The organism is Ferrovibrio sp. MS7 (genome assembly GCF_038404985.1).
GTDB classification, from domain to species: Bacteria; Pseudomonadota; Alphaproteobacteria; order Ferrovibrionales; family Ferrovibrionaceae; genus Ferrovibrio; species Ferrovibrio plantarum.
Map to the genome: position 1 here is coordinate 292,252 of NZ_JBBKBA010000003.1, position 21,143 is coordinate 313,394.

Annotated in this window: 20 protein-coding genes and 1 tRNA gene; 13 read left to right on the forward strand and 8 right to left on the reverse strand. The window is 59.6% G+C overall.

Going from position 1 to position 21,143, the window contains the following annotated elements:
• Nucleotides 1-3 precede the first annotated feature (3 nt).
• From V6B08_RS19710 to V6B08_RS19720, 3 genes are all read left to right on the forward strand, one after another.
• The gene (locus tag V6B08_RS19710; RefSeq protein WP_341984145.1) at nt 4-1,674 is read left to right on the forward strand and encodes an NTP transferase domain-containing protein; all 1,671 of its coding nucleotides are present in this window, start codon (nt 4-6) and stop codon (nt 1,672-1,674) included.
• Nucleotides 1,675-1,853: 179 nt separating this feature from the next.
• Nucleotides 1,854-3,140 carry an EAL domain-containing protein gene (locus V6B08_RS19715; RefSeq protein ID WP_341984147.1) on the forward strand — a complete coding sequence of 429 codons (1,287 nt, stop codon included), beginning with the start codon at nt 1,854-1,856 and terminating at the stop codon, nt 3,138-3,140.
• A 122-nt stretch (nt 3,141-3,262) separates the two neighbouring features.
• Nucleotides 3,263-3,688 (forward strand): hypothetical protein, encoded by a 426-nt coding sequence (locus tag V6B08_RS19720; RefSeq protein ID WP_341984150.1) that lies wholly within the window; start codon nt 3,263-3,265, stop codon nt 3,686-3,688.
• Nucleotides 3,689-3,841: 153 nt separating this feature from the next.
• Here the strand turns inward: V6B08_RS19720 and V6B08_RS19725 are convergent, their stop codons facing one another.
• Nucleotides 3,842-4,612, reverse strand: coding sequence for a hypothetical protein (locus V6B08_RS19725; RefSeq protein ID WP_341984152.1), 771 nt, complete (start codon nt 4,610-4,612; stop codon nt 3,842-3,844).
• A 157-nt stretch (nt 4,613-4,769) separates the two neighbouring features.
• Between V6B08_RS19725 and V6B08_RS19730 the strand changes: the two genes are divergently transcribed.
• Together V6B08_RS19730 and purU are read left to right on the forward strand one after the other, a co-directional pair.
• Nucleotides 4,770-5,252, forward strand: coding sequence for a response regulator (locus V6B08_RS19730; RefSeq protein WP_341984154.1), 483 nt, complete (start codon nt 4,770-4,772; stop codon nt 5,250-5,252).
• Between the two features lie 39 nt (nt 5,253-5,291).
• Entirely contained in the window at nt 5,292-6,146 is an 855-nt protein-coding gene (gene purU / locus V6B08_RS19735) for a formyltetrahydrofolate deformylase (RefSeq protein ID WP_341984156.1), read from the forward strand.
• 19 nt (nt 6,147-6,165) lie between these two features.
• Here purU and V6B08_RS19740 read toward each other — a convergent pair whose 3' ends face one another.
• Nucleotides 6,166-7,104, reverse strand: a complete 939-nt coding sequence (locus V6B08_RS19740; protein WP_341984159.1) for a hypothetical protein — start codon at nt 7,102-7,104, stop codon at nt 6,166-6,168.
• A 77-nt stretch (nt 7,105-7,181) separates the two neighbouring features.
• Here V6B08_RS19740 and V6B08_RS19745 point away from each other — a divergent pair, with 77 nt between their 5' ends.
• From V6B08_RS19745 to V6B08_RS19755, 3 genes are read left to right on the forward strand one after another with little or no spacing between them, the layout of a single operon-like run.
• Nucleotides 7,182-7,337 (forward strand): DUF2256 domain-containing protein, encoded by a 156-nt coding sequence (locus V6B08_RS19745; RefSeq protein ID WP_341984161.1) that lies wholly within the window; start codon nt 7,182-7,184, stop codon nt 7,335-7,337.
• The gene (locus V6B08_RS19750; RefSeq protein WP_341984163.1) at nt 7,334-8,872 is read left to right on the forward strand and encodes a cryptochrome/photolyase family protein; all 1,539 of its coding nucleotides are present in this window, start codon (nt 7,334-7,336) and stop codon (nt 8,870-8,872) included. Before V6B08_RS19745 ends, V6B08_RS19750 begins: the two co-directional genes overlap by 4 nt.
• Nucleotides 8,873-8,903: 31 nt before the next feature.
• Nucleotides 8,904-10,553 (forward strand): adenylate/guanylate cyclase domain-containing protein, encoded by a 1,650-nt coding sequence (locus V6B08_RS19755; RefSeq protein WP_341984165.1) that lies wholly within the window; start codon nt 8,904-8,906, stop codon nt 10,551-10,553.
• Between the two features lie 4 nt (nt 10,554-10,557).
• Here the strand turns inward: V6B08_RS19755 and V6B08_RS19760 are convergent, their stop codons facing one another.
• Together V6B08_RS19760 and V6B08_RS19765 are read right to left on the reverse strand one after the other, a co-directional pair.
• The gene (locus V6B08_RS19760; RefSeq protein ID WP_341984167.1) at nt 10,558-11,184 is read right to left on the reverse strand and encodes a LysE family translocator; all 627 of its coding nucleotides are present in this window, start codon (nt 11,182-11,184) and stop codon (nt 10,558-10,560) included.
• Between the two features lie 74 nt (nt 11,185-11,258).
• Nucleotides 11,259-11,528 carry a hypothetical protein gene (locus V6B08_RS19765; RefSeq protein ID WP_341984169.1) on the reverse strand — a complete coding sequence of 90 codons (270 nt, stop codon included), beginning with the start codon at nt 11,526-11,528 and terminating at the stop codon, nt 11,259-11,261.
• A 142-nt stretch (nt 11,529-11,670) separates the two neighbouring features.
• Between V6B08_RS19765 and V6B08_RS19770 the strand changes: the two genes are divergently transcribed.
• The 3 genes from V6B08_RS19770 (at nt 11,671) to V6B08_RS19780 (ending at nt 13,958) form a co-directional block, all read left to right on the forward strand.
• Entirely contained in the window at nt 11,671-12,048 is a 378-nt protein-coding gene (locus V6B08_RS19770; protein WP_341984171.1) for a hypothetical protein, read from the forward strand.
• Nucleotides 12,049-12,144: 96 nt separating this feature from the next.
• Nucleotides 12,145-12,220: transfer RNA gene (locus V6B08_RS19775), tRNA-Glu, on the forward strand.
• 163 nt (nt 12,221-12,383) lie between these two features.
• Nucleotides 12,384-13,958, forward strand: a complete 1,575-nt coding sequence (locus tag V6B08_RS19780) for a tyrosine-type recombinase/integrase (RefSeq protein ID WP_341984173.1) — start codon at nt 12,384-12,386, stop codon at nt 13,956-13,958.
• A 585-nt stretch (nt 13,959-14,543) separates the two neighbouring features.
• Here the strand turns inward: V6B08_RS19780 and V6B08_RS19785 are convergent.
• Nucleotides 14,544-15,980: a hypothetical protein gene (locus V6B08_RS19785; RefSeq protein WP_341984174.1), complete on the reverse strand. Its 1,437-nt coding sequence runs from the start codon at nt 15,978-15,980 to the stop codon at nt 14,544-14,546.
• A 743-nt stretch (nt 15,981-16,723) separates the two neighbouring features.
• Here V6B08_RS19785 and V6B08_RS19790 point away from each other — a divergent pair.
• Complete coding sequence (locus tag V6B08_RS19790) at nt 16,724-17,413, forward strand: recombinase family protein (RefSeq protein WP_341984176.1); 690 nt, start codon at nt 16,724-16,726, stop codon at nt 17,411-17,413.
• A gap of 244 nt (nt 17,414-17,657) precedes the next feature.
• Nucleotides 17,658-17,954: a hypothetical protein gene (locus tag V6B08_RS19795; protein WP_341984179.1), complete on the forward strand. Its 297-nt coding sequence runs from the start codon at nt 17,658-17,660 to the stop codon at nt 17,952-17,954.
• 33 nt (nt 17,955-17,987) lie between these two features.
• On the opposite strand, the gene V6B08_RS19800 is transcribed toward V6B08_RS19795, so the two are convergent.
• From V6B08_RS19800 to V6B08_RS19810, 3 genes are all read right to left on the reverse strand, one after another.
• The gene (locus V6B08_RS19800; RefSeq protein WP_341984180.1) at nt 17,988-18,380 is read right to left on the reverse strand and encodes a hypothetical protein; all 393 of its coding nucleotides are present in this window, start codon (nt 18,378-18,380) and stop codon (nt 17,988-17,990) included.
• 885 nt (nt 18,381-19,265) lie between these two features.
• Nucleotides 19,266-20,351 carry a DUF5677 domain-containing protein gene (locus V6B08_RS19805; protein WP_341984182.1) on the reverse strand — a complete coding sequence of 362 codons (1,086 nt, stop codon included), beginning with the start codon at nt 20,349-20,351 and terminating at the stop codon, nt 19,266-19,268.
• Nucleotides 20,348-21,067 (reverse strand): hypothetical protein, encoded by a 720-nt coding sequence (locus tag V6B08_RS19810; protein WP_341984184.1) that lies wholly within the window; start codon nt 21,065-21,067, stop codon nt 20,348-20,350. The genes V6B08_RS19805 and V6B08_RS19810 overlap by 4 nt, the downstream gene beginning before the upstream one ends.
• Between the last annotated feature and the right edge of the window lie 76 nt (nt 21,068-21,143).

A 21,143-nucleotide genomic window follows, 5' to 3' on the forward strand; every position in this document is an offset into this window, starting at 1 on the left:
GTCATGTTTTTCGGTCCGGTTCCGGTTCGCGAGGCGGAAGGCTGCATTCTCGGCCATTCCATGAGCGTCGGCACGCAGCGGTTCCGCAAGGGCCGCGTGCTGAGTGCCGAGGATGTGCAGGCGCTCCGCCAGGCCGGACAGGACAGCGTCTATGCCGCCCGGCTCGGCCCCGACGACGTGCCCGAGGACCAGGCCGCCAGCCGCATCGCCGAGGCCGCGGCCGGCACATCGACACGCGCCGCCACCGCCTTCACCGGCCGCGCCAATATCTATGCCGAAGCCGCCGGCATCGCCGTGCTGGAACCGGCCCGCGTCGACGCCCTGAACCTGCTGCATGAAGCCGTCACCATCGCCACGGTGGCGCCTTACGATGTGGTGGAACCGGGCCAGATGCTGGCCACGGTGAAGATCATTCCGTTTGCCGCACCGCGCGATGTGGTGCAGCGCGCCGCTGAAATCGCTGCCGAAAACGGCCCGCTGGTGCGCGTGGCGCCATTCGCGCCGCGCCGTGTCGGCCTGGTGATGACCCGCGTCGACGACACCAAGGACAGCGTGCTGGCCAAGACCGAGGCGGCGTTGCGCGAGCGCCTGCTGCGCCTGGGCAGCGATCTCGGCGGCAGCCTCACCTGCGAGCATGACGCCACGGCCATCGCCGTCTGCGTGGCGCAACTGCGCGAGCAAGGCTGCGCGCCGATCCTGGTGTTCGGTGGCAGCGCCATCGTCGACCGCGAGGATGTGGTGCCCGCCGGCATCGTTGCCGCCGGCGGCATTGTCGAGCATTTCGGCATGCCGGTGGATCCCGGCAACCTGCTGCTGATCGGCCGCCTGGCAGAAGTGCCGGTGGTTGGCGTGCCGGGTTGCGCCCGTTCGCCGAAGCTGAACGGTTTCGACTGGGTGCTGCAACGGCTCTGTGCCGGCCTCGGCGTCGGTCGTGCCGAGATCATGCGCATGGGTGCCGGCGGCCTGCTGAAGGAAATTCCGACCCGGCCGCAGCCCCGATCAGGTCCGGGCGCCGGCACCAAGTCGGAAATTCAGGCGCCGACAGTCCAGCGCCGGCCCCGCATCGCTGCCGTGATCCTGGCCGGCGGCCTGTCCAGCCGCATGCAGGGCGGCAACAAGTTGCTGGCCGACCTGGAAGGCAAGCCGATCCTGCGCCATGTGGTGGAGCATGTGCTGGCCTCCCCCGCCCGGCCTGTCATAATCGTTACCGGCCACCGCGCCGAGGAAATCCAGGCCGCCGCCCTGGCCGCCGCCCCCTCCGATGGCCCAGGGCCAGATAGCTTGAGCTTCACCCACAACCCGGATTTCGCCGGCGGCCTGGCCACCTCCCTGGTGGCCGGCATCCGTGCCCTGCCCGAAGGGCTGGACGGCGCCCTGATCTGCCTCGGCGATATGCCGGACGTGCCACCGCGGGTGCTGGACAAGCTGATTTCCGCCTTCAACCCGGTGGAAGGCCGCGCCATATGCGTGCCAGTAGTGGGTTCCAAACGTGGCAACCCAATCTTGTGGGGCGCCCAGTTCTTTAATCAGCTCAAAGGCTTGGACGGCGATAGCGGTGCCCGCCGGCTGCTTGAGCAGCATTCTGACTGGGTTTGCGAGGTCGCTGCCGGGGATGATGGCGTGCTCAACGACATCGACACCGCCGAAGCGCTCGCCGCCCGCCGCCTGCGCTAACGGCCCAGGCGAACACCCAGGCTCTGCGTGTGTCACATAGCCGTGATTTCCACCAGTCTGGGGGAAATTAATGCTTTATTATCCCCGTAGCGGTTATTAACCAATCATCCGGCTTTTTAGCTGGGTCATAATTTGTCATAGTGCCGCCGACAGGGATTTTTACATCCGGAGGCGGCGCCGTGCAGCCCCCGGGGTGGGAGAAAGCGGCCGAGTCGATGATGAGCGAGGTCAATAATACGACGCCGGCGTCCGATGACGAAAAGATGTTCACGGACTTCGACCGCATTGTTCGCGGCAAGATCTTTGGCGGCCGCATCTGCGCCATCATGCAGTTCGTCAACCCGAAGAATTTCGAGCGCAACCGCGAAAGCTACAACATCGTAGTGCACGCGATCCGCTCTCTGATGTCGAAATACGAGGGCAGCTATTATACGCTGCACGACTATTCCATCGTGCTGTTCGCCCGCCTTTCCGAGCGCTTTTTCGAGCAGAGCTTCGAAAAGATGGTGCTCGAGATCGACGACGTGCTGACCCGCAATAACGTCGCCATCGGCCTCACCCCTGAGGAAGCCGAGAATGCCGTGCGCTGGTATCGCTTCGACCACAACCTGGATGAACTCCAGGAGTGGATGGATGCGATGGCGCAGCGTTTCCGCGTCTTTTCCGAGCGCCGCAAGCGCCTGCTGGCCAAGGCCGGCACGGGCGCCGGCGCCACCGATGGCGTGCCGATTACCCCCGGCGCCCTGCAGCAGATCGAGGACATCCTAAAGAAGGCGGATGTCACCACCTTCATGCGCCGCCAGCCGATTTCCGTAGTGTTCGGCAACCAGCCGCCGAAGCCGATTTTCCAGGAAATCTATGTCGGCGTGAACGAATTGCGCCAGGCCATCGCGCCGAATGTGAACCTGCGCGGCTCGCGCGCCCTGTTCCAGTATCTGACACGCACGCTGGACAGCCGCGTGTTCCGCTCGCTGCTGGATGGCTTCGTCACCCGCAACAGCGGCCCGTTCTCGATCAATCTCAATGTCTCGACGGTGCTGAGCGACCAGTTTCGCGATTTCGACAGCCGCATCGGCAACATCGTCAAGAAAGAGCAGATCATCATTGAGCTGCAGCGCTGGGACGTGTTCTGGGATTACGCCGAATACCTGCTGGCCTGCGAATTCCTGCAGAATAACGGCTACCGCATCCTGATCGATGGCATCACGCCCGACCTGCTCGGCCTGTTCGGCCGCAAGGAACTGCGCGCAGATTTCATCAAACTGTTCTATTTCAAGGACCACCACGACGACTGGGTGGCCAAGGATATCCAGCAGAAGATCACTGACGCCGATCCGAACCGGGTGATCATGGCGCGCTGCGAGACCGATGAAGCCCTGCGCGCCGGCCAGCAGGCCGGTATCCGCCTGTTCCAGGGCTGGCATATCGACAACCTGATCCGCGCCGCCAAGGAAGTCATTTCCTGATTGTTTACGCGCCGCTTGCTGGCGGCGGGCGGTCTCGTGCTATGCTGAATTGAGCCGAAGAAATCCGCCCCGGCGGGCAGCGCAGCCTGTCGCCTGCCTGGCCCTATGTACAGGTGATTGCCATGTGGAACCGCACTTCCTCCAAATCCGCCCTGCCCGAGCAAGAGATGAAGGAACGCATTGCCGCCACCTCCCCGCGCCCGCTTTCGGCCAAGGATAACGAGCGGATCGAGAAGATCCTGGCCTCCATCGCCATCGACACCTCGCAGACCTTCAACGCCATGCTCGACTCCCTGATGGGGGAGCGGCCGGTGACGCATCACCAGAGCAACCAGACCCGCGACTACATCGTCACCGTATTCGACGAGATCCGCATGGACTCGAACCGCGAGGCGATCCAGTTGGCGCGCAAATTCGCCGATCTCTGCATGCGAGCCGCCGACCAGCTCAACGACAATCACCAGCGCACCGTGGCGCGCTGCGTCAGCGAATTGTTCGAACAGTTCGCCGCCAAGCTCGACCACCGCGAGCCGGCAAACTCGAATTAAGCCTACTTACCAGCGTCATGCCCGGGCTCGACCCGGGCATCTTTATCAGGCGGCACGAGATGCCCGGCTCAAGGCCGGGCATGACGAGTGGAGTACGGTTAACCGTCATGGCCCGCCCACACCTGCAATCTACGCGTTTGTTTTCGGATAGCCTCAATCCGCCGGCTTGTAGCGGGCCAGGTTGACCATGAAGTCGCCAAACACCTCGGCCGGGGCCTCGCCCACGGTGTCGATGAAAAGCTGCTTGTCGGCGCCCTGCAGGTCGCGCAACGGCCGCACCAGACTGTCGAAGAAGGTGTAGAACTCTCGATTGCCGAAGGGCAGCGGTTCGCCATCGAATTCCTTCTCGATGAACACATTGGTTGCCAGGCCGACACTGGTCGGATCATGCTGCATGATCTTCAGCACCCAGTCGCGCCGGACCTCGAAGGCACGGAACGCCTTCACCACGCGAGCAATCACCGTGTAGAAAATCGCCTTCATGCGCGGATCGGCATAGAAGGCGTCCCAGCCCTCCTGGGTGTCGCCGGCACGCAATTCCTCGGCCACCTGGGCGCAGCTCTCGGCGAATTCGCTCACCTGGTCGCCGAACAGCGAGCGGATGAAGAAGAAGAAATTGCCGATCACGCGGCGGTCCAGCCGGCCTTCCTCGAATAGATCCGAGAGCGGGTGCACCACCAGCCGGCCGAAGGCATTGGTGCGGATATTGCGCTTCTTCTCTTCTTCCTGCAGGCGTTCGAGCTGCTGGTAGCTGGCGCGGTAGAAGTGGTCGAGATCGGATGAATCCTTGGTTGCCTCGACGATGCGTTGCAGATCGGCAAGGTTGAGCGGGCGGCTGGCCAGGCTCTCGCCCAGGGCATGCAGCAGGGCATCCAGCACCATGTTGGACATCTTGCGCAGATACTCGGGACCGGCATTGAACATCGACTGGCCTCCTCCTCGGGGCCTTGGGATTCGCACCTTTTTTGAGCATAGGAAGCCCCCGCCCAAGATGCGAGGCAAATCTTGCAATTATCGCGCGGGTCTTCCACACTCAGGGATTGTTAACCCAGCCCTAACCAAAGCGACGCCGGCAACGACCGTGAACACCCGCCTGCCTGCCTTCGATAATATGACCCGCCTGCCAGTGGACCTGCGGGTGCGGCGGATCATGATTGTCGACGACGATAATGTGTCGCGCCAGATCGCACTGCGGCTGCTGCAGCAATTCTCCTTCGGCCAGGTGCTGGAAGCCACCAATGGCGAGGAAGCCCTCTCGCTGCTCAAGGCCTCGGAAACCCCGATCGACCTGCTGCTGGTGGACCTGATCATGCCGATCATGGATGGGTTCGACCTGATCGACCGCATCCGCAGCGGCGAGCGCGGCATCGACCAGAATATCCCGATCATCATCATGTCTGGCCGTACCGACCCGGAAACCTTGCAACGGGTGCGCAAGATGCGTATCAACGGTTTCGTCGCCAAGCCGCCCCAGGCGCGCAATTTCTTCGAGCGCATTGTGGCGGCGCTGCAAAGCGCCAAGGCGAAGCCGAATTCCGATCCCGCCGTCCGCAAGCTGACCTGACCCCTCCCCACCAGCCCCCCCACTTATCAGCAAAGCTCCATGGGCCTGATCCTTACCCTGTCCTGCCTGGACCGCCCCGGCATCGTTGCCGCCGTGTCCGGCTTCCTCGCCGAGCAGCGTTTCAACATCCGCGAGTCCGCCCAGTTCGGCGCCGCCGAGACCGGCCTGTTCTTCATGCGCGTGACCATCGACGACCTCACCGAGAGCCACCGCCCGGTGGAGGATGTGCGCACCGCCTTCGCCCCTGTCACGGCGCCGTTCGGCATGACTTGGGCGATCCATGACGAAAGCGCGCGCCAGCGCGTGCTGGTCATGGTGTCGAAATTCGGCCATTGCCTGAACGACCTGCTCTATCGCTATTCCATCGGCGCGCTGCCGATCGAGATTCCGGCCATCGTCTCGAACCACCGCGAATGGTATCAGCGCGCCGCAGCCCATGACATCCCGTATCACTACCTGCCGGTGACACGCGACAACAAGGTGGCGCAGGAACAGCGCCTGCGCGACATCATCCGCGAGGAGCGCATCGACCTGGTGGTGCTGGCGCGCTACATGCAAGTGCTGTCGCCCGAACTCTGCGCCGACCTGCAGGGCCGCGTCATCAACATCCACCATTCCTTCCTGCCGAGCTTCAAGGGCGCCGCGCCCTATAGCCAGGCGCATAAGCGCGGCGTGAAGCTGATCGGCGCCACGGCGCATTATGTCACCAGCGACCTCGATGAAGGTCCGATCATCGAGCAGGAAGTGGCGCGCGTCGACCATTCCTATTCGCCGGAGCGGCTGGCCGCCCAGGGCCGCGATATCGAAAGCCTAGTGCTGGCGCGTGCGGTTGGCTACCACGTCGAGCACCGCATCTTCGTCAACGGCAGCAAGACCGTAATTTTCCGGGGCTGAACGCCCCGGCATTTTTCAGCTACTTCTTCTTCGGGGCGCAGTTGCGCGCCACGCCCATCACCGGCTTGATGCTGAAGGGCTGCGCTGCGTCCTGGCTGACGGTGATTTTCAACGCATCAACGATGCTGTCGCCGGGCACTTCCACCCGCAGCAGATTGGGGATTGGCGCCGCGTCTGGGCCGAAGCCCGGCGCTGCCGGCTGGATCACGCATTCATGGCTGTCGCCATGCACCAGCAATACCGGCTTCTGGAAGCGTCGCGTCTCCTCCTCCAGCAGCTTCATCAGATCGTCCATGCCGTCGCGCGAGCCCTTGCCGTTGTCGATCGTGTACCAGAGGTCGGCCTGCATGAAGAGCACCAGCGCGCGGTCGCCACGGGCAGAAGAGAAAAGCTGCCGCAGCCAGCTCAGGTTGGCATCGTTGCGGGCAGCATATTCGGTGCGGTCGCGGCGCATGTTGTTGAAGCTGCCGACCACATGCAGCGTGCCGAAGCGGATGCCGTCCGTGCGCCAGGCCTGGTTCTCGGGATAAGCATTGCTCTGGCGCTCCAGCGGCATCGGCCTGGCGCCCAGGCTGTCCGGGCGCTGGAAGAACATGCGCCGCAGCAGCTTCAATTCCTCATTCGGGTCGCTGGGCGGATTTGCGCGATGGCAATCGGTCCACTCGTTGTCCCCCGGCGTATAAATCAGCGGCGCCTGAAACATCGCGAACCAGGTCTGCACCCGCTTGTTCCAGGCTTCGCCGCAGGCGGTATGGCTGGCCTTGGTATCGCCGACATGCACCGAGAAGCGCGGCTTCTCGGCGTTGATGGCGTCGAACAGGGTCTCCATGTCGGGGATGTCGCGGTCCTGGTAGGGCATGTCGCCGAGCGCAACAAAGCTCCAACTGCCCTGCGCCAGGACAGGCCGGCCCAGGCAACCGATGACGAGTACAAGGACGAGAGCCAGGATGACGCGCATGTTGAATTCCTCCTCTGCGGCAAATCATAGCCGGAAGCGCCGTGGCAGCAAGATGCCGGCAATGACGGGAGAGTGACATGCACCGCAAGCCGCATCTGCCAAGCAAGCTCTGCGCAGTCTGCCAGCGGCCTTTCGCCTGGCGGCGTAAATGGGCCCGGGACTGGGAGCAGGTACGCTATTGCTCGGATGGCTGCCGCAAGCGCGGCAGCCATGGGCGCAAGGTGACGCCATGACCATCGCCAGCCTGCGCCTGGTACTCGGCGATCAACTGAGTCCGGCGCTTTCCAGCCTGCGCGATGCCGAGCCGGCGCATGACCAGATCTTGATGGCCGAAGTGATGCAGGAGGCCAGTTATGTGCCACATCATCCGCAGAAAATCGCTTTCATCTTTTCCGCCATGCGGCATTTCGCCGAAGAACTGCGCAGCCGTGGCTTCACGGTGCATTACACCCGCCTTGATGACCCGGCCAACAGCGGCAGCCTGTTTGGCGAAGCGCAAAGATTTGTCACGCTGTTGCAAGCGCCCCGGCTGGTCCTGACCGAGCCGGCGGAATGGCGCCTGGATCATGCCATGCGGCGCTGGGGCGATGAATTGAACCTGCCGGTGGAAATCCGTGATGACGACCGCTTCCTGTGCAGCCGTGCGGCCTTTGCCCGTTGGGCTGAGGGCAAGCGGCAATTGCGCATGGAATTTTTCTATCGTGCCATGCGGCGCCGGCATCAGGTGCTGCTGGATGCCACCGGCGAACCGGAAGGCGGCCAGTGGAATTTCGATGCCGAGAACCGCAAGGCGTTGCCCAAGGGCCTGGTCATCCCGCAGCGCCCTGCCCCCGCCCCCGATGCCATCACGCGCAGCGTGCTGGACCTGGTGCGCGCCCGCTTCCCGCATCACTACGGCCAGCTCGAACCTTTCCGCTGGGCGGTGACGCGGATCGAGGCCGAGGCGGCACTGAATTGGTTCATCGCCCATGCCCTGCCTGATTTCGGCGACTACCAGGATGCCATGGCGGCAGAGGAGCCGTTGCTGTTTCATAGCGTGCTGTCGCCTTACATCAATGTGGGGCTGCTCGATCCGCTGCAGGTGATCCGCGCCGCCGAAACGGCATACCGCAAAGGCCAGGTGAAGCTGAATGCCGCTGAAGGCTTCATCCGCCAGATCCTAGGCTGGCGCGAATATGTTCATGGCCTCTACTGGCTGGATATGCCGGGTTATGGCGACAGCAACGCACTGGATGCCCAGCGCCCCTTGCCGGAATTTTTCTGGACCGGCGAAACCGGCATGAACTGCCTGCGTCATGCCATCGGCGACACCCTGCGCCATGCCTATGCCCACCATATCCAGCGCCTGATGGTGATCGGCAATTTCGCGCTGCTGGCCGGGCTGGCGCCGAAGCAGGTGCAGGCTTGGTACCTCGCCGTCTATGCCGATGCCTTCGAATGGGTGGAATTGCCCAACACCCATGGCATGGCTTTATTCGCCGATGGTGGCCGCATGGCCTCGAAGCCCTATGCCAGTTCCGGCAAATACATCCAGCGCCAATCCGATTATTGCCGTGGTTGCACATATGACGTGTCGCAATCCACTGGACCGAGGGCTTGCCCGTTCAACGCGCTTTACTGGGACTTCCTTGCCCGCAACCAGGGCAAGCTCGCCGGCAATCCGCGCCTCGCCATGCCCTATCGCAACTGGGCCCGCTTCAGCGCCGAACGGCAGACAGACTTGCGCGCTCGGGCCGCGCAATGCCTGAACAAAATCGACCGATTGTAGGCGGGAACTACAACCGTTAGATTGCCGCGCCATGAGCGAGACAGTCTACGACGTCTACATCTTCGCCGATTACCGCTGGCAACTGGTGCGGCAATTCAAAAGCCACCAGCGCGAGCCGGCGGTGGAGTATGCCGAGTTCATGTATCGCGAGAAGCATGTGCTGGCCTACCGTGTGGTGGAAGAAACCCACGACGATGAGGGCGGCCAGCGCGAGCGCAAGATCGCCAACAAGAAGAAGGTCGATACGCTGCCGACCCGGCCGCCGCCAAGCCGCGTGGCAGCGCGCAGCATACCGGGCGCCCAGGCGCGGGTAACGCCCGGCGCCAGCCAGCCGGCACCAGGCAGCGACGCCCTGGCTCAGCCCGAACCGCTATCGCCGCGCGGGCGGCAGGCGGTGGCGGTGCTGCTGGCGGCCCTGGTGATCGGCGCCCTGGCGATCCTGGCCTTGCTGCTGAAAGCCGCCGGCGCCGCTGGCTTCGTTTCCACCACCATGCTCACCGGCCTGGCCGGCGGCTTCTCCGTCGCGGCGGCCCTCGGCCTTGGCCTGCTGGCTTCCGCCCCCGATGAGCGCAGCCGCATCCTGAGCCAGCTTTTCCGATTCTTAAGCGAGGCCGAGAAACAGCAGCACGCCGGAATGGTGCCGGTCGCCGTGCCGCTGACCCAGCCAGAAGCGGTGGCCGCGCTCGAGCCCGCCTTGAGCGAGCCGGAGCCCGAGCCGGAAGCCCTGGTGCAGCTCGACCCCGAAGACGCAGCCAGCCTGGTGACGGCGGAGCGGCACCGCTCGCTCGGCACCGTGATGCAGGGCTTTGTGCTGCTCACCCGGGCCTGGATGGCCAAGCTGCTCGGCCTGCCGGGTGCGGCCGAGAATGGTCAGATCACCGGCCATATGCGCTTCGGCCTGCATCTCTTCCTCGCCGGCCTGTGCGAGCAATCGGGCAAGCTGAAGCAATGGCAGCCGCATGAGCAGCGCTACGTGCTGGCCCAGAGCCTGGCGGAATTGTTCGGCGATGCCGCTGGCGCGCGGCGCTTCGCCGGCATCATCGACGATTATCTCGCCGAGCCGCGCTACATGGAGATGTACAAGGCCGGGCTGACCTGGGATGGCCGGCTGGACCAGGGCCTGCCCGGCGGACCGGCTCTGGTGGAGCGCTGGCTCAGCCGCAGCGATGGCCGGGCTGTCGAGCAAGTGGTGGTGATGTTCACCGATATCGTCGGCTCGACCGAATTCACCCAGCTCCACGGCGACAGCATGCAGATGGAATTGGTGCAGGCGCATGACCGCATCGTGCGGCAGTCGATCGAGGATCATAACGGCCGCTGGGTGAAGCATACCGGCGATGGCGCCATGGTGGCTTTCGACCGCGCACTGGAAGCTGTGCGTGCCGCCCTGCAGATCCAGGGCGAAGTGCGCGTGCATAACGAGATCATGCCAGCCCTGCCCTTGAAGCTGCGCATCGGGCTATCGGCGGGCAAGCCGATCAAGGCCGGCGACGACCTGTTTGGCTCGACCGTGCAGCTTGCCGCCCGCGTCTGCGGCCTTGCCATCCCCGGCCAGATCACTACCTCGGCCACGGTGCACGAGGCCTGCGCCAATGCCGGCATCGTGTTCACCGCGCTTGGCGACTACACGCTGAAGGGCTTCCAGGAGCCGCAGGCGGTCTACGCCATCAACCTGACCTGAGCCTCTACGAGAGGCGTGCCGTCAGGATCTTGAAGCCGGCATAGCCGAAGGCCAGCGCGAAAAGCCCCTCGAACCAGCGGCGCAGGCGCAGATAGGCGCGCACTGCCGGCGCACTCGAAAACAACAGCGCATAGCCGGCGAAGACCAGGGTGCTCTGCAGCGCCATGGCGCCGATTATGATCAGCAGGGTATGCGGCGAAGTCTGTGGCGGCACGCCGATGGCATAGAGCGAGCCGAAGAACAGGATCGGCTTCGGATTGGTGAGATGCAAAGCCAGGCCGCCGGCATAAGCCCGCCGCAAGGAGCCATACTGAACCGCTTTCGGGGCCACATCGCCGGGTTTCAAGGCCGAACGCGCCGATTTGAAGGCCAGGAAGATCAGGTAGCCGGCGCCGACATAGCGTAGCAATTCAAACAGCCAGGCATTGGCCAGCATCACCGCGCCGAGCCCGAAAGCGGCAGCGGTGGACCACATCAGCGAACCGGTGGCGACGCCGCCAGCAACCGCCAGGGCGAAAGGCCGGCCCGCCGTCATTGCTGTGCCGGCGATATTGAGCGTGGCGGGGCCGGGGCTGCCCGTGGCAAGCAGGGCGGCGGCGAGGATCAGGGGGAGATTTATCGTGTCGAGCATGGCCGCAGCTTGGCGATGGCGACCGTGAAAATTCAAGGGCTGAGATGTACCGCTACAATCCTGTGGCCAGCCTGCTACTTGAGGGCCGCTTTGCGGCCCTCGTGCGACTGGATGAGCTGCTCGCAGCGCACTTCGATATCGTAGGCGGTCTGGCGCGAGAAGCCGCCCTGCACCTTGCGCAGGCCTTCGTTGATGCATTCGTTGCGCGATGCCGGCGCCAGCGGCAGGGTATCTTCCGCCTGCACTGCAGCCACAACCTTCATGCCAATCACGCCGGTGGCGCCGAGGCCGCCGAGCACCAGAATGCCGACCAGGGCGGCACGCTGCAATTGTGAAAGTTTCATGGTCGACTCGTCTTTCTGAGAGGCTGTTTAGATGCATTTTTACCGACCGGAACCGCACGTCAAGCACTGTTACTTTTGGTGAGAATCTGACGCGCGGAGATTTTCGACGACATACGTTTTCGCCGCAAAAATAGCCACGAAAATGCTGGTCATCATGACTCGAACAGGCGTGGCTCGATTCAATACGAAAGCGAAAACCGTTGTGGTTGCGTGGGCTTCCACTCCGAAACCGCAAACCGATAGCGGCGGGCTGGTGGCTTCAACAAGGGGCGGATGTGGCATGCGTTGCAGGTTTTTGATCGTGGCATTCGGGTTGCTACTGCTTGCCATCGCCAAGCCAGGCTTGACCCAATGGCATCCCTTAGCGCCGCCGCCGCCGAAATGGACCGCCTCTATCAGCCTGATCAGCGGCTATGCCCACGCCTATCGCCCGCCGCCCAGCCCGAGTACCGGCACCAGCCCGGCGACGGTGGCACAGACCAGCGCGCCGGCCAGGGCGCCCTTTTCCATTACCCCCTGATTTTGCGCGGCACCGGCTTGATTTGACCGCCGAACCGGGCTACACCCTGCCCCGCCTCACCGGCTCGCCTCCCGCCCATGCGGCAGGCCCAGGACCGGCCCCTTCGTCTAGAGGCCTAGGACACTACCCTTTCACGGTAGGTACACGGGTTCGAATCCCGTAGGGGTCGCCAACACTTCAGCTTTCAGTTCCAAGTCCTTTTAGGCGCTACGTCAATCACTTAGGCGAAGCGCTATACCTACAAATCTATCTACAGGGCTAGCTACATCGGCTATTCTAAGGCTCCGGGACAGGGGGCAAGAATGGTTAGGGCGAGCGGCAGCAAAGTACCCTACTTGAAGCGCAACAACGGTTGCTGGGCTTACCAGCGGCGCGTGCCGAAAGACTGTATTCAGCTAGTCGGCTTTGAATGGATAAGGCTGCAAAGCCCCTCCCCCCATGACCGGCGAGCGTCCGAGAAGTGGGCCACCCAGCTTACCGCGCATTGGGATAACGAGTTTGACAAGGCGAAGGCTACGCTTGCCAATCAAGGTCGCCTCCGCCAGCAACTAGAAGCCGCCGCAGCCATCCCGGCTCTGCCAGCCATCGCCCTTCCATTCTTGGAGGCCCTAGGCCCGCTAGAAGCCCTACAGGACGCCAAGCGGGCAGTCATGCTGCCTGCCGGGCTAATCACTCCGGAGGCCCTAGCCCAACGCCTACAGGTCTTAAGCGGCTATGAGCGGCTGATTAAGCAAACCCAGGCCCTTTTGGAGCGGGACGTAATCGAGGCCACGGGCGGGACCACTGCCGACGACCCGGTATTGTCCGAGGTCGCCAAGTCTATGCGGGACGGTATCGAGGCCGACAAGCGGGCCATCAATGCGGCTGCTACCGGCAGCAACGCCAAGCCGCTCGCTGAAGCGGTAGAGAGCGCCATAGCTCTGTGGGAAGTAACCAACGGCCCCAAGCCCAGGAGCGTTGAGGAATGCCATCGGGCAATGAAGTATTTCCAGGATTCGTTAGCCGGTGAACCAGTGTCGCTGGAAAACGTCACAAAGGACCAAGCACGGGCGTTTATCGCCCACCTTAACAGCCTCAAAAAGTCGGATGGCAGTCAGCTAGCTCTCGCCACCCGCGAGAAGTATCGGAACTTTGTGTTTGGCATTTTCAAGACGCTTGAGGATGCAGGGAAGATTGAGGTCAATCCCTTCTACCGGATTGGCTTCTCCCGTGCCTTAAAGAAGAAAGACGCGGGCGGAAAGCGCGAGACATTCAGTCGCGACCAACTGCTACTGCTGTATAAGACGGCCTTGGAGTTTATCGGCACCACCGAACCTGACAATCAGGCGCGTGGCTGGGTGCTGCTACTTGGCATCACAACGGGCGCACGCCTTGGAGAACTGACCAAGCTAGAGTCGTCACGAGTTCTGCAACGCGATGACGTGTGGTGTGCCCACATTGAAGACGGCAAAACAGCGTCAAGCACACGTTACCTGCCAATTCCTCAAGCTGCTCTTGATGCCGGTTTCTTGCGCTACCACCAAACCAACAAAGAGCGGTCTTTTCTTTTCAACTATGCAAGCTACGACAAGTCCGACATTGAAGGGCTCGTAAAAGCTATGTCTAAGTGGTTCGCCCGCCTACTGACCGACCTGGGAATCAAGACCAGTCGCGGGCTGGTGTTCCACTCACTGCGGCACACGATGAAAGATGCTCTCCGCTTGGCGAAGATTGACAAGGAGCTTCGCGACCGGGTCCAAGGCCATACCGTAAGCGACGAGGCCGGGAAGTATGGCGCTGGCGACGCACTCGCGGCTCTAAAGGATGCCCTCGATACGGCTTACGCCACCTATACCGCAAAGCCGGTCGCTCCCCCTGCTCAAATGCCAGATGGGCAGAAACCGGCTGGCGCCTGGGAACAATCCGTGTAGCTCGCCACACCCACCAGGCGGCGCGAGCCGCTACATTGCCGCTGCAATAACTCGCCAGGGCGCCCAGGAGGCCCGCGCAGCACCTCGGAAGGCCACCCCGCTACCCACCCAGCGGAAACGCAACAAAGATTCTCAGTGAGTCTAAAAACCGCCCTAGCGGCGATTTCGACCTTCGCCCGCTCAAGGCCCGGCGGCTGGGAATTGAGGCCCAGGTCCAGAAAAGCGGCATTCTCGAATAAAAGACAAAGACTTAAGCCATTACCCCCCTCAAGCTTTTTATATTTTTGCGGTCCAGGCCTTCTGGGCGGACGCCGGAATTAACCTCCGCTAGTTATTGCTCTCTCTCCCTCTCAAGGCTGATTAAACGTCTCTTTAACGAGGACTAGATTGATAGAGACCTAGAGCTATTGAGAGAGATTAAGGATAGGGGGTGTGGGGGAAAGGATTGAGTTGCGGGTTATTATCTATACCTCGACCACAATCACTGTCTCCCCACGCCAACACCATCCAATGCAGACAAGCCAAGGATAATTGCTGCATCGGATAGCAAGGTGCTTAACGGTAATCCAATAAGAAAACCGTATCTCAGAAATCCCACGGCTTCTGACTCTCAACACTTGCGCTCGCGTCTAGTTTCGCGATGTCGGCTGGCCTGATGTTTTCGCTAGACGCCCCTGCATCACGTCTCGAAAAAAGAGATTGCCGGGCTATAGGGCCGTCACACCCCTCCACTTCCATGGCAGGCATGATGCCACAAACGCTGTAATAGGCGTTTCCGAAGGCAACAAGTGCAAAGCCTGCTTTAGAAGCAGGGACAATCAGGCTGTCGTGGACCGATAAACACGGAATCTCTTTGCGGACCAGTTCAAGCATCGTCGTAACCAGCGCCTGGCTTTCGAGATACATTAGGTCGAGATAGCCGAGTTGACCCTGGCTAAACCACTCCCGAAGAGCCGGAGTGTGAGCAAGCATCGAAGTTTCTATTTTCTTGATCGGATAGAGGCCCAAGTCCAGGCCAGACTCAGCAGCCTTCTTGACGTGCCCCTTGGTCCAACGAGACGGTAGTTTGTTCAAGCCAATGGCTTGTGTGAACCACAGCTTGCCAATCAGTCGAGGCGTCTCGGGCAGCGTATAGGGATCATGTTCATGCGGATTGTAGTCTAGCCGCCCAAGAGCACTGTGCGTCAACATCGGCATGCAAGACTTAATATCAATCTCAACGACTGGTTCGCCGTTGAACGTCATGGTTAGGCGCTGCTGCTCAGGTAGATTCTGATAGCTGCCTTCTCCAATCGAATAGAGCCGCCCTCCCTTATTCCAAGCGTAATCAGCTTTTCCCCCATCATTGAAGATGCGGGTAAAGCCCCGATGCGTGAAAGGTTGGATATCGACCTTAGAAAGGTAGGCGTTGATTTCCCTCACCTCGGCCTCAAGGCTGCGGGTCAACTCGGTAGCGTCAAACTTGATCGGTCGCCCCGATTGCTTGTTATCACCATATCCAGACGACGGCCCACGCAGAAGGAGCGCCTTCCCTGGGGGAGTGAATCTGAAATGGCGGGCGAACTTGTCTAATCCCAGGTTGACGCCATGTACTTGAGCAAGAGCAATCAGTGCCGATCGCGCTCTAAAGCGAGTTTGACGCCCCCAAATCCGGCCTGTCCTGCTAAAGGCGGATGCTTCTGCAAATCCTACTTTACGCTCAACTAAAGCAAGACGTTCAAGTCCCTCGATAGTGGCCCTGAATGCCGTGTAGGGATGATCCGTGCTACCTGCAAAGCTGGCCTCTGCAAGAGAGTGGCGGCACCAGCCTTTTGCGTTTGACCGCTTGACCGACTCCCTCACCTCAAAGAACCGAGCGTTATCCAAGAGGTCGATAACAATAGCGGAAACCGTCCGCTCAAAAGCCGCCGCTTCCGCACTGGTACGCTTCCGCTTCCTGGCCTCGCTCAGCAGGAGCTTTGACAGTAGGTCCGCCACCAGGGCCTTAGCCTCGGCAGATACCGGGTAGCCCTTAAGGTCCATGTGCGGGGCATCCATAAGGGCCGCGCTGTCGCTTGGCTCTTGTTCCGCCGGGCTAGGTCTATCTTGCTCAGCCGACATGCGAACCTCGATAAAAAAACACGTTTCCTTGTATATATTTAGCGTGAGGTAATCGCAGATATTGCGTCAATTGGGATGCCAATGGCACTATATATAGCGCTTGCATCTGGGCTAGTTACCTCGCGCCACAGAGATAGCCAGCCCGATAGCCGCCTTTAGGTGCTCGGCCTCGGCTACCAACTTTTCAACACCGGCAAGCTGCTCTGTGACGCCCTCAACGGTTGTCTCTAGGGCGATGCCTACCGACCGGCTGCCCTGGCCTGTCATCGCATCCACAGACAGATGAGCCATGGCAACCCGAGGCTTCCGGCCTACCTGCCGAACGCCCGAAACAATATCCATATCGTAGCGGAACTCGGCTGGCTCAAGTTGTTCGACGCCTTGTTGAGCCGCGTCATTAGTATTGTTTCTCAATGCCCCAGCCTCCGTGAATATATGACACAGTCGTAGCGCACCTTCTTAAGTACAAACTGGCGCCATCCTTATTATAGAACAAATACTTACGATGAATAACCGCCAGAAACCTGGGTTATTACTTTGCGGTCTTATGCTCTGGAATGTTGTAATTGTATCGAAAATAGCCCTTTTAATTTTTATATTGCCATCTTGAGGAATTGTCTTTAACGTCAATATCATTACAGACAACGACCATAGACAGATACGATATGACTGCCTCAGCAAAGCCCTGCATCGGTTACGTCCGCGTCTCGACCGCCAAACAGGGCGCTAGCGGCCTTGGCTTGCAGGCCCAGGAACAGGCCATCCGGGAATACGTCACCCGCCTGCCCAACGGCTCTCTGGTGTTGCCTCTATATGTCGAGGTGGAGAGCGGCAAGCGGATAGACCGCGTTGAGCTTAAGAGGGCGCTGGATAAGTGCCGCCTCATGGGCGCTACGCTGGTCGTCGCCAAGCTGGACCGGCTCTCCCGCAACGCTCAGTTCCTCATGTCCCTGGTCGATAGCGGCGTAGACGTGGTGTTCTGCGACCTGCCGAATGTGCCGCCTGGTCCGGTGGGCCGCTTCCTGTTGCAGCAGATGGCCGCTGTAGCCGAGCTAGAGCGGGGCCTGATATCCGAGCGTACCAAGGCAGCCCTACAAGCCGCCAAAGCCCGTGGGAAACGCCTAGGCGGCTACCGTGGCGGTGCCAAGGTTGACCCGGCGATGGGCCTAGAAGCTCGCCAGAAGGCCGCTGAAGGTTTCCGGGCAAGGGTGCTGCCTGCTATCGAGGAAATGCGCGCTAATGGCATTACCAGCGCTAATGCGCTTGCGAGAGAGCTGACTGAACGAGGCATCAAGACCGCCCGACAGTCAAGCCAGTGGTCACCTGCCCAGGTCTTGCGGGTGTTGGCCGGGTAGGAGTTCCAAGGTCTGAAAAACAGACCCCTGGGGGTAGAGAAAGCGCGATTTCAAAAAAGCCGTTAAAGGTCCCTTTTGTTATTGTTGTTAGTGGGGACAGTGAAGTGAGTGAATGAGATGAAAATTAAAGGATATTGCAACGAATATAAAAAGGGGGCTGATTAGACTGTGGCTCATTGCAACGGTAGTATGGGCTGGAGGGGCTGCGCTATATGCCTACAAGGAGTGGGATCGCTCTTCAAAGGTGAGTCGCTACACCATCAAAGGCAATGTGAACATCGAAGTGATGTTGCCTAAATGGCTTACAATGAATGAAGGCATTGTAAGGCAGGCCCTCGATCTTCCTGAGTATAAAGAAAGAAATGTTGATTGCGCTTTTATTAGGAAGCCCTATTGCGATGACCCTATGTATTTCTACCACCCAGCTACAAGGCCGGGCTATCTTCAATATGTAATCGTTGGTGCTCTAGTGCCTGTCACAGCGCTTATCGCACTCATGGTCATAAGCTGGGTACTCTCCGGCTTTAGTCGGCGCTTCTGAAAGACAATAACTAGCTCTAGATGGGCGCTCTACCTAATCCTCATAGCTATACTTAAAATCAGTAAGGTTAAGGTCTCTCGAAGTCAGCACTACGGCGAATCGCTTGAACAACACAACGAACTCGCCGAGCGATAGCTCAAGCTCAACACGCTTAACCGGCAGCGGGCCACAATTAGCGCGGACCAAGCTCTCCACTGCATCTGCGTTCGATAGCTGGGTTATCGTCGCGCAAACGAACACGGAGCCAAGCTCTCCGCCATGGACCTCGCCCACCCACAAGTGTGCAGACAGGAGGAATTCACCCTCATTCATTAGTCCGCGTTCTGTGAGCAGGTCGGAAAGGCTATTCTTATCAGCATCGTCAGCAGCTGCAGTGCCCTTCCAGTCGTTATATTGAACGCTCGCGCGATAGATGTTCTCAACCATTGCCCCCTCCACAATCACATACAAAAACTCGTAATGACGCGAGAATTACACTTTGCACCATACCACGGCGCCTGCCGTATTCCATCCACTAACCCAATTCCTATTGGTCCAGTAGAAGCCATCGATAGTCGTTGCTGTGCCATCTGTCCTGATATTCACGAAGCCCGCACCATCGTGTTGTGGCAATCACTCTGTTACGGGTTCTTAGTGAGGGTGTTGTGCAGATATGCAAGCACGATACCGCCGCTTTCCTTTCTGCGGATAACAACAACAAAGGTTTCGGACTCTGAGTATATATCTGTGGTTATGAGGCATACACGATGGACAAGCGATAACCGCTTGATCGGACTCGCCTTATCCAGTGTGCGTGGGTTCGGGCATCACCGGGGCATCACCACAGCGCATAGCCCCCAAGCGTGATGGTGGAAAACCGCCCCAAGCGGTCGATATCATATAACGCGCGTGCGCGAGGGAAGCACACCGGCAAGTGAGTGAAACCCGCAGCAACTGAGACGTAGGAGCGATGGAAGTTGTGTAGAACGGTGAAGGCATACTCGCCTTGCTCAGGCTGAACATGGATGGGCTCAAGCATCACACCGCTGACTAGGCCGCTTAGGAGCCGGATCGTCCTCGCCCTGTCCAGCCCGGCAAACCACGGCGGGCGTTGCGGTGGCCTGACTTGCCCAATCTCCATCAGATCGATTGGCAAATCATTCAATGGACTGTCGGCGGGGACTGCAGCCGGGAAGGCATTACGGTTGGGCTTTAACCCGACAAGTCCAGCCGTTCCCAATCAGTCGTTGCTAATTTCGAATTCTCGATCGTCGCTGAGCCTGCACTGCACATTCGCCCCATGTCTCAGACGCTGTTATGCACGCAACTGGCTCACTTCGAGACCTGCTTGGCCGCTTCCCGTTGCAGCCTCTTCTCATGTAGTCGGGTCAATCGGCGTTCAGTAGAAAGAAACGCTTCGCCGACTTTCTCACACAAATCTTGTAGCGCCCTTGCCATAACAATGTGCTCGGTAATAGGACGTTGCAAGATCAGGGCGGAGGTTATTTGAATTAGACTTATCGCCATCGAATGGGCCGGATCGGTAAGCCCCCTGTTGCTGAGCCCAACAAGCATCACTTGCGCGTTCTCGCCCGCCATTCCTAGCAAAGTGTGATGTGGCTTGAAGTTTCCATGGATGTATTGCGACGCCCACTTATAGCGCGGCCTCCAATGATCCATACCGTTGCATTCTTCGATGTCAGCGAAGTTCGGTTTATCTTTCTTGATGACTGGCTTGCACCACCAGTAGTCACCCTTTACTTCGCCGGGGTAGGCATCCTGAACATGCTTAAATAACACCTCTATATGCTCAATCTCTTCCTTTGAGAATTCCCCAAGATTCGCCTTCTTGTGGTGCTTTTGGTGCTGGCGCATCGCGTAATAGTTCTGCACATGCACATTCAACAGGTAGCGCTTCGCCACCTCTTGATCGCTACCGAAGATGCAGGCCCCCACTACCGACAACTCATGAAGACTCCTCCATCTTGAAAACGCTCCATCGGCAAGCCCACTCTCTAGCAAGCACAAGATTTCATTAGCGATCAAAATGGATCGCGCGTGCAAACCCACCATAGCTTCAAATTTATAGTCAGTTGAATCGAATGCTTGCTGCCGATACTTGTTGTTAAAACTCGACCCCACGTCTTCGGCGTAGATGACCAGTGCCTTTAATAGCTTGAACGGCTTTCCCCAATGACGTTTATGTCTTGTCAGAAAGCCTCGGTCTTCACGCTCCCGCTTCGAAACATACTTTGGAATATTTTTGTATATCTCTTCATAAACTGTGACCGTCATTTCGTGCAAAATATCTTCGACAGCCATTCGCGCTTGAAGCGTCGTGATCTTGCCTTCCGCGACAAGCTGGTCTAGCTGTTCCGTGACAGATTCCAGAATGTCTTCTGGTTGCGGTTCCGTCATCTCACGGGGCCCCGCCCCACAACTGCCTCGACCCGACGAGAAAGCTTTGCGCGTAGGTCAGCAGGCGCTTGCCACGATATGGTGTTGTACTGGCGTATATCGAAATGGAGGTCGCCCATTGCATCTTCGCGGCAGGTCCAGATCACCGGCAGGCCGAGGCCCATGGCGAAGCCGGATTCGAAGTAGACCCCTCCCCTATGCCCCGTAAAATCCGCAACGACAAACTTTGACCGACGAATCTGCATAATAATCTCATCGTCGATCTTATTGACGTGCTCCTTCTGATCGACGCGAAATGCTCGATAGCCAGCATCCAGAAGCGCGGGCGCGATCCCAGCCGTGAACGCCTCTGCTACGGCATCACCGAACCACATTGCGACAAAACCTTGATCGGAGGCTGGTACCTTCGCCCTCAATTCTTCAACGCGGGAAAACCCTTTCGGCGTTACCCCAATCGTCGTGTCTAATAAGGTCCCACCGGCTTGGATTGTGACAAAACCTTCTTCGCTAAGGAAATTCAGTAAGTATCGAACCTCCCGCTCCCTTCCAGTGAATGCCTTCCGTTGAAAGTACAGCGTGTTTGGTGATATTTTCTGGTCTATCGTCTTTATCGCCGCTGCGAATGCCATCAATAAATTGTTGGCTCGCTCCTGTACGCTCGGCACCGGAAACGCTTCAATTTGATTCAAAAGCTCGCCGCTTATGGTGACCGGCATACCTCTGTCCGACTGCCACCTGAGCCAACAACTTAGCTTTATCTTCTCATCATCGTTTAGGCGCAGTATTGTATTC